This window comes from Flavobacterium proteolyticum (genome assembly GCF_015223105.1).
In the GTDB taxonomy this organism is placed as follows: Bacteria; Bacteroidota; Bacteroidia; order Flavobacteriales; family Flavobacteriaceae; genus Flavobacterium; species Flavobacterium proteolyticum.
On the sequence record NZ_JADFTZ010000002.1, the window covers coordinates 333,431 to 347,703 of the forward strand.

The 14,273-nt window shown below is 33.4% G+C and carries 12 protein-coding genes; 1 reads left to right on the top strand and 11 read right to left on the bottom strand.

The window, feature by feature from the left end; translation table 11 throughout:
- From IM755_RS06910 to IM755_RS06930, 5 genes are read right to left on the bottom strand one after another with little or no spacing between them, the layout of a single operon-like run.
- Positions 1 to 867 (bottom strand): dTDP-4-dehydrorhamnose reductase family protein, encoded by an 867-nt coding sequence (locus tag IM755_RS06910; protein WP_194095095.1) that lies wholly within the window; start codon positions 865 to 867, stop codon positions 1 to 3.
- A 3-nt stretch (positions 868 to 870) separates the two neighbouring features.
- Complete coding sequence (gene wecB, locus IM755_RS06915) at positions 871 to 1,989, bottom strand: non-hydrolyzing UDP-N-acetylglucosamine 2-epimerase (protein WP_194095097.1); 1,119 nt, start codon at positions 1,987 to 1,989, stop codon at positions 871 to 873.
- A 10-nt stretch (positions 1,990 to 1,999) separates the two neighbouring features.
- Positions 2,000 to 3,001: a polysaccharide biosynthesis protein gene (locus tag IM755_RS06920; RefSeq protein ID WP_194095099.1), complete on the bottom strand. Its 1,002-nt coding sequence runs from the start codon at positions 2,999 to 3,001 to the stop codon at positions 2,000 to 2,002.
- A 3-nt stretch (positions 3,002 to 3,004) separates the two neighbouring features.
- A complete protein-coding gene (locus tag IM755_RS06925) occupies positions 3,005 to 4,279 on the bottom strand; it encodes an ABC transporter ATP-binding protein (RefSeq protein WP_194095108.1) in 1,275 nt (424 codons plus the stop codon).
- Between the two features lie 51 nt (positions 4,280 to 4,330).
- Positions 4,331 to 5,188 carry an ABC transporter permease gene (locus IM755_RS06930; protein WP_194095110.1) on the bottom strand — a complete coding sequence of 286 codons (858 nt, stop codon included), beginning with the start codon at positions 5,186 to 5,188 and terminating at the stop codon, positions 4,331 to 4,333.
- A gap of 184 nt (positions 5,189 to 5,372) precedes the next feature.
- On the opposite strand from IM755_RS06930, the gene IM755_RS06935 reads away from it, so the two are divergent.
- Positions 5,373 to 6,098, top strand: a complete 726-nt coding sequence (locus IM755_RS06935; protein WP_194095112.1) for a tyrosine-protein phosphatase — start codon at positions 5,373 to 5,375, stop codon at positions 6,096 to 6,098.
- 6 nt (positions 6,099 to 6,104) lie between these two features.
- Here the strand turns inward: IM755_RS06935 and IM755_RS06940 are convergent, their stop codons facing one another.
- The 6 genes from IM755_RS06940 to IM755_RS06965 all read right to left on the bottom strand — a co-directional run bounded on the left by IM755_RS06940 (position 6,105) and on the right by IM755_RS06965 (position 14,269).
- On the bottom strand, positions 6,105 to 7,232 hold the full coding sequence (locus tag IM755_RS06940; protein WP_194095114.1) for a DegT/DnrJ/EryC1/StrS family aminotransferase: 1,128 nt from the start codon (positions 7,230 to 7,232) through the stop codon (positions 6,105 to 6,107).
- 16 nt (positions 7,233 to 7,248) lie between these two features.
- Positions 7,249 to 7,851, bottom strand: coding sequence for a sugar transferase (locus IM755_RS06945; protein ID WP_194095116.1), 603 nt, complete (start codon positions 7,849 to 7,851; stop codon positions 7,249 to 7,251).
- Between the two features lie 254 nt (positions 7,852 to 8,105).
- Positions 8,106 to 9,383: a nucleotide sugar dehydrogenase gene (locus IM755_RS06950; RefSeq protein ID WP_194095124.1), complete on the bottom strand. Its 1,278-nt coding sequence runs from the start codon at positions 9,381 to 9,383 to the stop codon at positions 8,106 to 8,108.
- Positions 9,383 to 10,774, bottom strand: coding sequence for a UDP-glucose 6-dehydrogenase (locus IM755_RS06955; RefSeq protein ID WP_194095126.1), 1,392 nt, complete (start codon positions 10,772 to 10,774; stop codon positions 9,383 to 9,385). Before IM755_RS06955 ends, IM755_RS06950 begins: the two co-directional genes overlap by 1 nt.
- Positions 10,775 to 10,786: 12 nt before the next feature.
- Complete coding sequence (locus IM755_RS06960) at positions 10,787 to 11,782, bottom strand: SDR family oxidoreductase (protein WP_194095128.1); 996 nt, start codon at positions 11,780 to 11,782, stop codon at positions 10,787 to 10,789.
- A gap of 21 nt (positions 11,783 to 11,803) precedes the next feature.
- A complete protein-coding gene (locus IM755_RS06965) occupies positions 11,804 to 14,269 on the bottom strand; it encodes an exopolysaccharide transport family protein (RefSeq protein WP_194095130.1) in 2,466 nt (821 codons plus the stop codon).
- Positions 14,270 to 14,273 lie beyond the last annotated feature (4 nt).

The window sequence follows — 14,273 nt, forward strand, 5'->3', positions numbered from 1 at the left end:
TTATAATGAATAGTGTTTGTATAGGGTATTGTGGTCTAAAATCCAGGCTTTCAAATCTATTAACATTTGTTCGTATGTAGGAACGTGGTAGTTAAAATCTTTTCGTGTGAAAAGTAAACTTTTATCCACTTGATAAGCATCGTAATCCACAATTTCCAACTGGTTGTTTCTAAATATGGAATTAAACAATTGCAACAATTCGTATTTATTTATCTTTTCGCTTGGCACCACTTGAATGATTCCTGAAATGTTTTGATGAATTACTTCATGAACCACTTTTGCTAATTCCAATGTTGTTAAACCTGTCCAATAAGCATTAGAATAACCATTCAACTTAGTTTCTAAAGGTTGACTCAAAAACCAATGCAACAATCCAATACCGTTTGAATTAATTTCGGGACCAATGATAGAAGTTCTGATGGTGACATCTTTTGGATTATCAATTTCGCCTAGTGCTTTTGATTGGGCATAAAACCCAATGCCGTCTTTTACATCGGCTTCCGTGTAATTGCCTCTTTTGCCTGAGAACACACAATCGGTACTGATATGAATTACTTTGGTTTGAGTGTTTTTAGTAATCTCTTCTAAAAAATGGGGAAAATAACTATTGAACCAAACTGCCTTTGACGGATGATCTTCGGCATCTTTGTTTAAAATTCCAATACAATTGACCACCACATCAAATTCATGAAATTTAATTAGGGTTTGAAGTTGTTCCGTATCACTTACATCGACATTAAAACTTTTGTCATTTTCCGAAATATTTCGGGCAACAGTATACACCTCGAAAGTATCGATTGCAGTAAAATAACGGTGCATGACATGACCCGCCATACCTTTAGAACCAATAATTAAAATTTTCTTCATAAATTATTTATTCCAAGTTACCTGATTTACAATTTTAGTGTAACTCATAATCGCTTTTATAACTCTATCTGAGCTATTTAAAACTTCATATTCGAATGGAATTTGTATTTCGCTATCGAATAATCCTTTTGTAATTTCAATCGAATTTATGATTTCGTCTTCTTTAATTCCCCCTAGAATAATAGTTCCGGCATCAACGGCTTCTGGTCGCTCCGTACTGGTACGAATACTTACTGCTGGGAATTTCATCATCGCTGATTCTTCACTGATAGTACCGCTATCAGACAACACTATGAATGCATTTTGTTGCAACTGTACATAATCAAAAAATCCAAGTGGTGCCACATTTTGAATCAAAGGATGAAAAGCAATTTTTTGAGACTCGATTCTTTTTTTAGTTCTTGGATGGGTTGAAAAAATAACGGGTAATTGATATTTTTCGGCTACTTTATTTAGGGCATTCGTTAAGGCAATAAAATTAGCATCAATATCTACATTTTCCTCACGATGCGAACTAACTACAATATATTTTTGACGAGTAAGCTGTAATTGTTCTAAAACGTTACTCGAATTAATTTTACCAGAATGAACATGTAAAACCTCTTTCAATGGAGAACCAATCACAAAAACATGGTCTTTACGAAAACCTTCACTTAACAAATAACGTCTGCTATTCTCAGTATAAGTTAGGTTGATATCGCTAATATGATCGGATATTTTTCTATTGATTTCTTCAGGCACATTTTGGTCAAAACAACGATTTCCTGCTTCCATGTGAAAAATTGGAATTTTTAATCGCTTGGCAGCAATGGTGCTCAATACACTATTGGTATCTCCTAAAACCAAAAGGGCATCTGGCTTTTCTTTTGACAATACTTCATAGGATTTTGCAATAACATTACCTATGGTTTCTCCCAAATGACTTCCGGCTACATTTAAAAAATAATCCGGTTTTCTTAGCCCTAAATCTTCAAAAAAGATTTCGTTTAATTCGTAATCGTAATTTTGACCAGTATGAATTAGAATATGATCAAAGTAAGTGTCACTTTTTTTGATACATTCAGCTAATCGAATAATTTCAGGTCTTGTTCCTAATATTGTTGCTAGTTTTAACTTTCTCATTTGCAATAAATCATTTAAATTCTTCTAAGGTAAGCAACAAATTTTTCACACCTTCAACGTCTAATTGGGTTGTATTGTGTGAATTATAATCTTGAATTTCAGGTAAAATATCTTTCCCTTCAGAGAAATATTGACTGTAATTTAAATTTCTATTATCGGCTGGAATACGGAAAAATCCGCCCATATCCTCAGCTTTCGCCATTTCTTCACGGGTACACAACGTTTCATATAATTTTTCTCCGTGTCTAGTTCCAATAACTTTAATTGGATTTGAAGCGTTTTTAATTTCTAAAATTGCTTTTGCCAAATCGCTAATAGTGGAAGCTGGCGCTTTATTTATAAAAATATCCCCTGGATTCGCATTTTCAAAAGCAAATAACACCAACTCAACAGCATCATCAAGCGACATTAAGAAACGCGTCATACTTGGGTCGGTTACGGTTAAATCTTCTCCTTTTTCAATTTGACTTAAAAAAAGAGGAATAACAGAACCTCTTGAAGCCATTACATTGCCGTAACGGGTTAAACAAATAGTGGTTTTGGTGGTGTTTCTCGACTCTGCAATAGCTACTTTTTCCATCATAGCTTTTGACATTCCCATAGCGTTGATAGGATAAGCTGCTTTATCGGTAGACAAACAAATTACTTTTTCTACCTTATTTTGAATGGCTGCTCGTAACACATTGTGAGTACCTTCTACATTAGTTTTTACGGCTTGCATTGGAAAAAATTCACAAGAGGGTACTTGTTTTAAAGCTGCTGCATGAAACACATAATCCACTCCAATCATTGCTGATTCAATCGAGATAAAATCCCTCACATCGCCGATGTAAAATTTAATTTTTTCATTTTTATAGTGATTACGCATGTCATCTTGCTTTTTTTCATCTCTTGAAAAAATGCGAATCTCTTTAAAATGGTCGGTATTTAAAAATCGGTTTAGAACTGCAGTTCCAAAAGAACCTGTTCCACCAGTTATTAATAATACTTTATTTTTTATTTGGTTGTTCATAATTTACTCAATGTGTATCCACTGACTTGGAATTCCAATTCGTCCAGGATAATTAATATTAAATTGACTTAAATAAGAATGTTGACTTTCTTCTATTTCAAATGAAATTATTTTTGAAAATTCATTTTGTACAACTCCTTTAACAGGAGAATAAACCGCAAAAGAAACATTATAAATTCCTGATGTTAAAAGACCTTTAGGAAGTTTACAAAGCAACTTTGAATGCCCAATAACCTTATTCTTAAAACGGTCACTAGTGTAGTCGCCCGACCAATATACCAACTCATCATTACTATCTTTTAAATCGATTGTAATATAAGCGCCTTCAACATTTTCTCGGGTTAAAAATTCAAATTCAAAAACTAATTCATCTTCTGTTGTAAAAAGTTTATTTAGTTTACTATTCAACAAATTTACGCTTTTAATTTGCATTGGTAAACTTGGTGAATCTGAATATTCGATAGATAAATTTCTATCTGTAGCAATTAAATTATTTTCATAATAATTAATAGCGCTTTCAACATTTCCATTGAAAACAGTTTCTCCATGATGTAAAACAATTCCTTTGTTACACAATTTTTTAACACTTGCCATGGAATGACTCACAAACAAGACCGTTCTTCCTTCACCCTTACTCACATCATTCATCTTACCTAAACACTTCTTTTGGAATTCGGCATCTCCAACTGCCAACACCTCATCTACAATTAAAATCTCTGATTCTAAATGTGCGGCAACAGCAAAAGCCAAACGCACATACATTCCAGAAGAATAGCGTTTTACAGGCGTATCGATATAGCGTTCTACTCCAGAGAATGCTACTATTTCATCAAATTTACGGGTAATTTCGTGCTTGCGCATCCCTAAAATGGCGCCATTCAAATAGATATTTTCTCGTCCGGTCATCTCAGGATGAAAACCAGTTCCAACTTCTAATAAGGAAGCAATTCTACCTTTGGTATAAATTTTACCCGTGGTAGGTTGCGTCACCTGACTTAATATTTTCAATAAAGTAGATTTTCCAGCACCATTTCGTCCAATAATCCCAACAGAATCCCCTTGATTAATCTCAAAATTGATGTCGCGCAAACTCCAAACGTAATCGCTTTCGCCTTTACTGCTTCGGTCATTTGCTTCCCCAATTTTCAAAAAAGGATCTTCTTTACCGCGCAAGTTATACCACCAACGCTTCATATCATCTCTAACAGTCCCCGTTCCAACGAGCCCGAGACGATATTGCTTGGAAATATGTTCTGCCTTTATTACTACTTTACTCATTATTTATTCAACATTCAACATTCGTTAATCAAAATTCAACATTCAAAACACCTAAACCGTATCCATAAACGTTTTCTGCGTCTTGTTAAACACCAAAATTCCAAGAGCTAAAATAACAATTGAAAATAGAGACGGATAAACCAAATTAGAAAAGTCAAAATCACCAATCCCTAAATAGGCATAACGCATATAATCAAATAGACCTACCAACGGATTAAGCTCAACTAACCATTGATAATCTTGGGGTACCGATGAACTTGGATAAATTACGGGTGTTGCATACATAAACAATTGTACACCAAAACCAATCAACTGATTCAAATCTTTATATTTCGTGGTCATGGAAGACAATATCAAACCGATTCCCATAGAAATCAACGCCATCAAAATGATGATAAAAGGCGTTAATAAAATCCAACTATTGGGTTGTATTTCATTCTGAAAAGTAAAATATCCAACAAAACCAACAAACAATAAGAACTGCACTGCAAATTTCATCAAATTGGAAATCACTATTGTTAATGGCATTATTAATCTTGGAAAATACACTTTGCCAAAAATGCTCGCGTTGGCATTAAAAACACCCGAAACCGTAGTTAAGCAAGTGGAAAAATAGTTCCACAACGTGATTCCTGCCATGTAGAAAATAATTTTTGGAGCACCCTCTGTAGACAATTGTGCGACATTCCCGAAGATAATCGTAAAAGTTATGGTCGTTAATAAGGGTTGAATAAAAAACCATAACGGTCCCAAAATCGTTTGCTTGTAAACCGTGACAAAATCTCTACGTACAAACAAAACCAATAAATCCCTATAATGCCAAAGTTCTTTCAGATTAATATCAAAAAGAGAATGTTTCGATTCAATTACGGAATCCCAATGTTCAACTGTAGTATTTTTTTGACTCATTAACACAAATTAATTGGCAGGTCGTAACGCATAAGACCTTGTGCCAAATTTAAACTTTTTTAACGGAAGGACAAATTTTATTAAGTAAAGTCTTTTTTAAATAGCAAGTGCAAGAACAAGTTCAAATTCAAGTTTAAACTTAAAACAATAAAATAATTCGTAATTTCGCCAAAAATTGCAAAACATGTTATCGCTTTTCAAAAGTAGACCTAAACTTTCAGAGTTAATTCCGACAGGTTATGTGGATATTCATTCTCATATTTTACCAGGAATAGATGATGGTGCTTCAACTTTGAAGGACACACAATTTCTTATAGAGGAAATGAAACAACTGAGATTTACTAAAGTGATTACAACACCTCACACGATGAATAATGTTTGGGATAATACACCCGAATCGATTCAAAACGCACTTACGAAAACAAAATCAGAATTAAGTTTACCCTTTGAAATCGAAGCGGCGTCGGAGTATTTATTAGACGAATCGGTAATTACCAAAGCGAAAAGCAAAGAACTGCTAACGCTAAAAGGAAATTTTGTGTTAGTGGAATTATCCTATTTGAATGCACCAATTCAACTATATGATTTTTTATACCAATTGCAACTCTCAGGATATCATGTAGTTTTGGCACATCCAGAACGTTATTCATATCTTCATTCCAATAAAAAAGAATATCAAAAATTAAAAAAAGCAGGCTGTTTGTTTCAATTAAACCTTTTGTCAACAGTTGGATACTATGGTAAAGATGCTGCCGATATTGCCAATTATTTATTAAAAAAAGAAATGTACGATTTTACAGGTTCTGATATTCACCATAAAAATCATATCAAGGCTTTTCAAAATAAAATTACAGGAAACAATGGAGATAAAATTACAGAAGTAATGAAGAAAAATAGCTTTTTCAAGTAGTTTTTATCATATAAAAAACGAACGTATTGCTTCTTTAATACGATTGAAATCTTCCTCAGACAAGTTAGACCCAGAAGGCAAACACAATCCGTTATCGAATAATATATTGGCGAAATCATCTCCAAAATATAAATTATCTTGAAACAAAGGTTGCAAATGCATCGGTTTCCAAACAGGTCGCGATTCGATGTTATACTTTTCCAAATGCAAACGTAACGCTTCTCGTTGTTCAAAAGAAGCTAATTGAATTACAGTTAGCCAATGATTTGAAATAAAATTTTCGCTTGGTTCCTGATGTAAAGTAACTTCTGAAAGGTTTTCAAAAAGTTGTTTATAAAAAAGATGGTTTTGTTTTCTATGCTGTATATGTTCTGATAAAACTTCTAGTTGTCCCAACCCAATACTCGCTGAAACATTACTCATTCGGTAATTATAGCCTATTTGAGTATGCTCGTAATGAACGGCATCTTCTTTGGCTTGTGAAGCTAAAAAAACAGCTTTTTTCTTATCTATTTCAGAATGACAAAGCAAAGCACCACCACCCGAAGTGGTAATGATTTTATTTCCATTGAAAGAGAAAACTCCAAAATCACCAAAAGTGCCACAAGGTTTTCCTTGATACGAACTTCCTAATGCTTCCGCAGCATCTTCTAAAATGGGAATATTATATTTTTTTGAAAGGGCTATAATTTCATTCATTTTGGCAGGCATGCCGTATAAATGCACTACTAAAATGGCTTTAGGTTGAATTCCATTTTCCAATCGATTCAAAATAGCTTCTTCTAATGCGATGGGACATAGGTTCCAAGTTTCTTTTTCACTTCCAATAAAAACAGGAGTTGCACCTAAATAAAGAACTGGATTTACCGATGCTATAAATGTAAGACTTTGACATAAAACAACATCACCTTTTTGTACGCCAAGCAATTGCAACCCCAAATGAATAGCAGCTGTTCCAGAGTTTAAAGCCACTACTTGACGTTTTTCTCCTAAAAGATCAACCAAACGATTTTCGAATAAATCAATGTGAGGTCCTACAGGTGCAATCCAATTATCTTGAAAAGCTTGAGCAATATAAGTTTGCTCAGTTCCTCCCATATGAGGTGGCGATAAAAGGATACGTTTTGAATTCATAACTGCTCTTTACTAATTACCATTGCCCTTCAAAAGGCTCGATTGAAATACCTTTTTGTGGGCGACTCTTATTGAAATCAAAAAGAGTAATAAAGGTTAAAAATAGTATTTTACAGTCAAAAATAAAAGAAATATGCTGTACATAATATACATCCAAATCAAAACGTTCTTCCCAAGTTAGGGCATTTCTTCCTTTTACTTGAACATAGCCCGTTATTCCTGGTAAAACTTTATGGCGCTGATTTTGATAATAGGAATACAAATGAGCATAATCGGGCAACAAAGGTCTTGGTCCAACCAAACTCATATTGCCTTGTAAAACATTAAACAGCTGTGGTAATTCGTCTAAGGAAGTGGTTCGTAGAAATTTTCCGAAAGTAGTAATTCGAGCATCATCTGGTAATAACTCCCCATCAACATCTCGCTCTTCAGACATAGTTTGGAATTTATAAATGGAAAATCGCTTTTGATTCTTACCAACTCGAGTTTGAATAAAAAACACTTTTTTTTGCAGAAGAAAAAGAATCAATATAACCAAAATAAAAATAGGACTTACAATTAAAAAAGTCAGCAATGCGACAATTTTATCTAACACTATTTTTATTCCATTTTGATACATAGTTTATTAAGTACAAATTCAAAAATCAACTTCAATTTTTAAAACATATAAGTAAAAAAGTTGTAATTAATTTAAAAAGTTCATAAAAGAAAAAATTAACAACATGACAAACGAATTTAGAGTCTATTGTGATTTATGCCAAATGCAACGCTCTAAACACACAGAAGGCATTACTAATGTGTCTATGTATTTCGAAAAAATCCGCCAACACCAGCGCTTCGCTTCAGCGAATCCGTTTCATCAGCGCCCCAATATTAAAGCCTCCCATCCACTTTTCCGGACAAGAACCCTTTAACATCGTAAACTACATTCGTTTCCTTTGTTAAAGCAGCAATATCCAAATCAGCAAATTCTTTGTGTGAAACCCCTAAAACCAATGCATCGTATTTGAATCTTGGCAATTTTTGAATCGTTTCTATACCATATTCGTGCATTACTTCTTCTGGTTTTGCCCATGGGTCATAAATAGTGATATGGATTCCGTATTCTTTTAAAGCATGAACAATATCTACTATTTTTGTATTTCGAACGTCAGGGCAATTTTCTTTGAAAGTCACTCCTAAAAGCAACAATTGTGCTTCATGAAGTACGATTTCTTTTTTAATCATCAACTTCACTACTTGCGAAGCTACATACTCGCCCATACTATCATTCATACGACGACCCGCTAAAATAATTTCAGGATGATATCCAGCCTCTAAAGCTTTTTGCGCTAAATAATACGGATCTACTCCAATACAATGTCCGCCCACTAAACCTGGCTTAAAAGGAAGGAAATTCCATTTGGTTCCTGCTGCTTCTAAAACTGCTTTGGTGTCTATTTCTAATATATTGAAAATTTTTGCCAGTTCATTTACAAACGCAATATTAATATCACGCTGCGAATTTTCGATAACTTTAGCTGCTTCCGCCACTTTAATGGTGGGCGCTAAATGCGTTCCTGCCGTAATAACGCTGTTATATAAAGCATCTACTTTTTTACCAATTTCTAGGGTAGAGCCTGCGGTAACTTTTAATATTTTTTCAACCGTATGTTCTTTATCACCTGGATTAATTCGTTCTGGAGAATATCCCGCAAAGAAATCTTCATTGAATTTTAATCCTGATAATTTTTCTAAAACAGGCACACATTCTTCTTCTGTAACTCCAGGATAAACTGTTGATTCGTAAATTACGATATCTCCCTTTTTCAACACTTTAGCAACGGTTTCACTTGCTTTGTAAAGTGGAGTTAAATCAGGCTTATTGTGTTTATCAACTGGCGTTGGTACAGTCACTATATAATAATTACAATCGGCAATATCGGTTAATTGATTAGAACAATATAATCCTTTTTCATTTGAAGATTGCGCAACTAAAACTGATTTCAGCAATTCTTCTTCTACTTCCAAAGTCAAATCAATTCCTTGATTTAATTCGGAAATACGTTGTTGATTAATATCAAAACCAACTACTGAATATTTAGTAGCGAACAACCTAGCTAAAGGAAGTCCAACATAACCTAAACCTATTATTGCAATTTTTTCACTCATTATCTTGACCCAATACCTTGGTAAATAAATCCTATTTTTTCCAATTCTTCTTTATTCAAAATGTTTCTACCATCAAAAACAAAAGCTGGCTTCAACATATTGTCATAAATTTTTTGCCAATCTTGGGTTTTAAACTCATCCCACTCGGTTAAAACGGCAATTGCATGTGCATTTTTACATGCATCATAAGCATTTGTCATTACTTGAACTCCTTTTTGATTTTCAGATTCCGAACGTGTTTCTAAATAATTCAAATCAAATTGAATTTGTTCTTCACCTACTTTTGGATCATAAACCGCAACAGCTGCTTGCTCGCTCAATAAATCATCAGCTACATAAATAGCGGCTGATTCTCTAGTATCGTTAGTATCTTTTTTGAAAGCCCAACCTAAGAACGCAATTTTTTTACCCGAAACGGTATTGTATAAAGTTTTGATAATATTTTTTGCGAAACGACGTTTTTGGTGGTCGTTCATAATGATTACTTGCTCCCAATAATCTGCTACTTCATTTAAACCGTAGGATTTGGCAATATATACTAAATTCAAAATATCTTTTTGAAAACAAGAACCTCCAAAACCAACAGAAGATTTCAAGAATTTTGAACCAATACGACTATCCATACCTATAGCTCTTGCTACTTCATTAACATCAGCACCTGTTTTTTCACATAATTCACTTAAGGCATTAATAGAAGAAACACGTTGTGCTAAAAAGGCATTTGCTGTTAATTTAGACAATTCAGAAGACCAAACGTTTGTGGTTAAAATTCGATCCTTTGGAACCCAATTAGCATAAATATCTACTAAAGCCTGAATCGCTTTTTGACCTTCTGGTGTTGTATCTCCACCAATTAAAACTCGGTCTGGGGCGAACAAATCTTCAATAGCTGTTCCTTCTGCTAAAAATTCAGGATTAGATAAAATTTGGAAATTTACGCCATTACCCGTATGCTCTAAAATATCTTTAATAGCGCTTGCCGTTCTTACTGGTAAAGTTGATTTTTCAACAACAATTTTATCATTTTTCGCTACACGTGCAATTTGGCGCGCACACAACTCAATATACTTTAAATCAGCAGCCATACCTTTTCCAACACCATAGGTTTTTGTTGGTGTATTTACCGAAATAAAAATCATATCTGCCTCGTCGATTGCTTTGTCTACTTCAGTTGAAAAAAACAAATTTCTTCCACGAGCCTCAGCCACGACTTCACTTAAACCTGGTTCATAAATAGGAATATTATTCACATCTTTATCATTCCAAGCGGCAATTCTTTTTTCATTTAAATCTACGACTGTAACTTTAATATGTGGACATTTTTGAGCAATAACAGCCATTGTTGGCCCTCCAACATATCCAGCACCGATACAACAGATATTTTTAATCATTGTGTTATCTTTTTACTTTTTACTTTTCTCTTGCAAATTATTCCAATACCATTTTACCGCTTCTTTTAAACCTTCTTTCATAGAAAATTTAGGTTGGTAATTTAGTAGTTCTTTTGCTTTTTCAATACTTGCTAATGAGTGTGGAATATCGCCTATTCTATTTTGTCCATAAATAATGGAAACATTAGCAATTTCATTATCATAGACTGACAAGAATTCTTTTAATGCACTAACTAATTCATTTAAAGTAGTTCTTTCTCCAAAAGCAGTGTTATAAACAGTGTTTAATGCTCTTGGATTTTCGGTCAACATAGCCAATTCATTCATTTGAATCACGTTATCAATATAAGTGAAGTCACGAGAAAAATTCCCATCACCATTAATCACTGGACTTTCATGATTCAGAAATTGGGCTACAAATTTAGGGATTACAGCGGCATATGCACCATTTGGATCTTGATTTCTTCCAAAAACATTAAAATAGCGCAACCCGATAGTTTCGATTCCGTAAGTTTTACTGAATACATCGGCATATAATTCGTTTACATACTTAGTAACAGCATAAGGCGACAATGGTTTCCCAATTACCTCTTCCATTTTTGGCAACGCTTCCGAATCACCATAAGTAGAAGAACTTGCTGCATATACAAAACGTTTTACTTGCGCATTTCTTGAAGCCGTCAACATATTCAAAAAACCTGAAACATTTACTTCATTAGAAGTAATCGGATCATTAATAGAGCGCGGCACACTTCCTAATGCTGCATGATGCAACACATAATCAACACCAGAAACGGCTTGCACACAGGTTTCAAAATTTCTGATATCACCTTCAATTAAAGTAAACTTTGGATTCAACAGAAAACGCTCAATATTATGACGATACCCTGTCGAAAAATTATCCAAACAAACGACCTCATTATTTTCTAAAAAATACGCACAAAGATTGGAACCGATAAAACCTGCACCACCCGTGATTAATATTTTTTTATTTGTAATCTTTGTCATGTATTCTTCTTAAGAAAAGTTTTAACTGTTTTTCTGGAATTTACCCAATACTTTTCTCCATCCCGATTTAGGTTTTACCTCATCGTGGTAAGCCTCACCGTAAGCGCCATAGCCATAACCGTATCCATAACCATAGCCATAACCATATTTAGCTTTGTTTTGAAAACCATTAAATACGATACTTATGTTGTGTAATTCTCCTCTTTTATGTTTGTCATTTACTACATTTAACATCCCTTTCTTAGTGTATCCTTGTCTCGTTACATATAAAGTAGCATCACAAAAATGAGCCAATTCTAAGGCATCTGAAACCAACCCAACTGGCGGTGTATCTAGTACTATATAATCGTATTTAGCTTTTAACTCTTCTATCATTTCTCCCATTGCCTCGCTCATCAATAATTCGGAAGGGTTGGGTGGAATTGGTCCTGAAGGTATCACATCTAAATTTGGAATATGTGTTTTTTGAACAACTTCATCCATTGTTTTTTGACCAATCAAATAATTCACAACACCGGTAATGTTATCAATATTGAAATCACCAAAAATTCTTGGCTTTCTTAAATCTAAACCTACGATAACCGTTTTTTTATCACTCAAGGCAAAAACTGTTGCTAAATTAATGGAACAAAACGTTTTACCTTCACCGCTTACAGAAGAAGTTAACATTAAAATTTTAGCACCTTCCTTTTGCTGTTTTTTATACATAAACTGCAATGAAGAACGAATTGCTCTAAATGATTCCGCAAGTGGTGACTTTGGCTTTTCAAATACCGACAGGTTATTATCTGTATTTTTCTTCCCTATAACCCCAATTAATGGAATTGCAGTTAGTTTTCTAATATCTTCGGTTGTATTGATACTATTGTCTAATAGCGTTAATACAAATATTACTAGTAGAGGAAGTAAAAAACCAAACATTGCAGCCAAAATATAATTGATACTGGTTTTAGGACCTCTCAATCCTCCTCCAACATCTTTTGCTGGATCTAAAAATTTAATATCTGAAATATTAGCTGCTTTTACAATCTCAGCTTCACTTCTTTTTTCTAAAAAGGTGCTGTATATTTTGTCTTTTAGATTATATTTTCTCGTAATTTTAATATGCTCTTGTTTGTTTTCTGGCAACAAACTAGCTTCACCTTCCGCTTTAGCAATGTTTTTATTCAACAATGATAAATCTAAAGACAGAGCACTTTTAGCACTAGCAATGTTTTCTAATAATACTTTTTTTATGGATTCCATTTCTACATCAAAGTCTGAAAACAATTTCTTGTTTTTAACAGAATATGACATGCTAGCACGTTCAGCAGAAAGTTGGATTAATTTAGCTACATTTGAAATAACATTTGGATCTTCTATACCAGCCACTGTTGGTGCTGGTAGTTTAGCATAATCCGTAGTTTTCTCTAAATAATTTTTAAGTAAATTGTAATAGGCAATTTTTCTGTTAATTGCATCTTTTTGGATATCAAATTCAGATAATCTTGCACTTAAGAGACCTCCACCACCTTCTTCTTCTAATTCAAAAATATTTTTACCTTTTCTAAATTCTTTCAATTCGTTTTCAGCCTCTTTGATTTGACCTTCCATTTCTCTTAATGTACTGTCAATAAAACCTATAGTGTTATTTGCAAATTGATTTTTACTATCCAATTGGATTTTTCTTAACACATCAACTGTTGTATTTAAATATTCTACTAATCTATGTTTATTAGTCCCTTCCAACTGCAAACGTACTACCGATAAGGCTTTAGCATCCGCACTAACATCGATTCCTCTGTAGGAAGCTACAGTTCCGTTAAAATCATCAAAACTTACAAAATATTCTTGATTCGTGTATTCGTATGCTTCAGGCTTAATCATTAATTTAAGATGTAAAAATGGCAAATCTACAGCTTCATTAATTTTAAAAACCTTTTTGTATTCTCCACCCGAAACATTTACTGGCTTAACAGCTAAATCAGCATATTGAATTACTGAAGCTGATGTTGCTTGGCCAAAATCAACACTCAATTCATATTGTGATGGAGAAAGGAACTTAATTTTAATCAATTGTCCAAATAGCTGCCCTTTTGTTTTATCAATTTCCACATAAAAAGGCACCTCGCCATAGGCATCTTGGAAATAATACTCCCCTTGTTTTAAATACTTGATATAGTATTGTAATTTATCTACCACAATTTCATTATGTGAACGCGATTTTAAAGTGGTAATTATAGTCTGAACCTTATCTGAAGTACCTCCCCAGTTAAAGACTAAACTAGTATTAGAAGTAAAAAAAGGATTATTTTGATCTTCAACAACAATCAAAGATTCCATTCCATAAACACTTTCTTTCCTAATATTAACATTATAAGCAATAATAAAAGTGACTATTAGAGATAATACAAACCATTTCCAATATCCTACAATTTTCAAAAGAAATCCTTTGAAATCAAACGAATTCTGAGATTCGAAAAAATTAAAATCTTTAGTATCTAACATTTAA

What these genes read in the sequence shown, in the direction of transcription:
- IM755_RS06965 (WP_194095130.1), bottom strand. Translation starts at nt 14,269, where the DNA reads ATGTTAGATACTAAAGATTTTAATTTTTTCGAATCTCAGAATTCGTTT.
- IM755_RS06930 (WP_194095110.1), bottom strand. Translation starts at nt 5,188, where the DNA reads ATGAGTCAAAAAAATACTACAGTTGAACATTGGGATTCCGTAATTGAA.
- IM755_RS06920 (WP_194095099.1), bottom strand. Translation starts at nt 3,001, where the DNA reads ATGAACAACCAAATAAAAAATAAAGTATTATTAATAACTGGTGGAACA.
- IM755_RS06960 (WP_194095128.1), bottom strand. Translation starts at nt 11,782, where the DNA reads ATGACAAAGATTACAAATAAAAAAATATTAATCACGGGTGGTGCAGGT.
- IM755_RS06945 (WP_194095116.1), bottom strand. Translation starts at nt 7,851, where the DNA reads ATGTATCAAAATGGAATAAAAATAGTGTTAGATAAAATTGTCGCATTG.
- IM755_RS06950 (WP_194095124.1), bottom strand. Translation starts at nt 9,383, where the DNA reads ATGAGTGAAAAAATTGCAATAATAGGTTTAGGTTATGTTGGACTTCCT.
- IM755_RS06910 (WP_194095095.1), bottom strand. Translation starts at nt 867, where the DNA reads ATGAAGAAAATTTTAATTATTGGTTCTAAAGGTATGGCGGGTCATGTC.
- IM755_RS06940 (WP_194095114.1), bottom strand. Translation starts at nt 7,232, where the DNA reads ATGAATTCAAAACGTATCCTTTTATCGCCACCTCATATGGGAGGAACT.
- wecB (WP_194095097.1), bottom strand. Translation starts at nt 1,989, where the DNA reads ATGAGAAAGTTAAAACTAGCAACAATATTAGGAACAAGACCTGAAATT.
- IM755_RS06935 (WP_194095112.1), top strand. Translation starts at nt 5,373, where the DNA reads ATGTTATCGCTTTTCAAAAGTAGACCTAAACTTTCAGAGTTAATTCCG.
- IM755_RS06925 (WP_194095108.1), bottom strand. Translation starts at nt 4,279, where the DNA reads ATGAGTAAAGTAGTAATAAAGGCAGAACATATTTCCAAGCAATATCGT.
- IM755_RS06955 (WP_194095126.1), bottom strand. Translation starts at nt 10,774, where the DNA reads ATGATTAAAAATATCTGTTGTATCGGTGCTGGATATGTTGGAGGGCCA.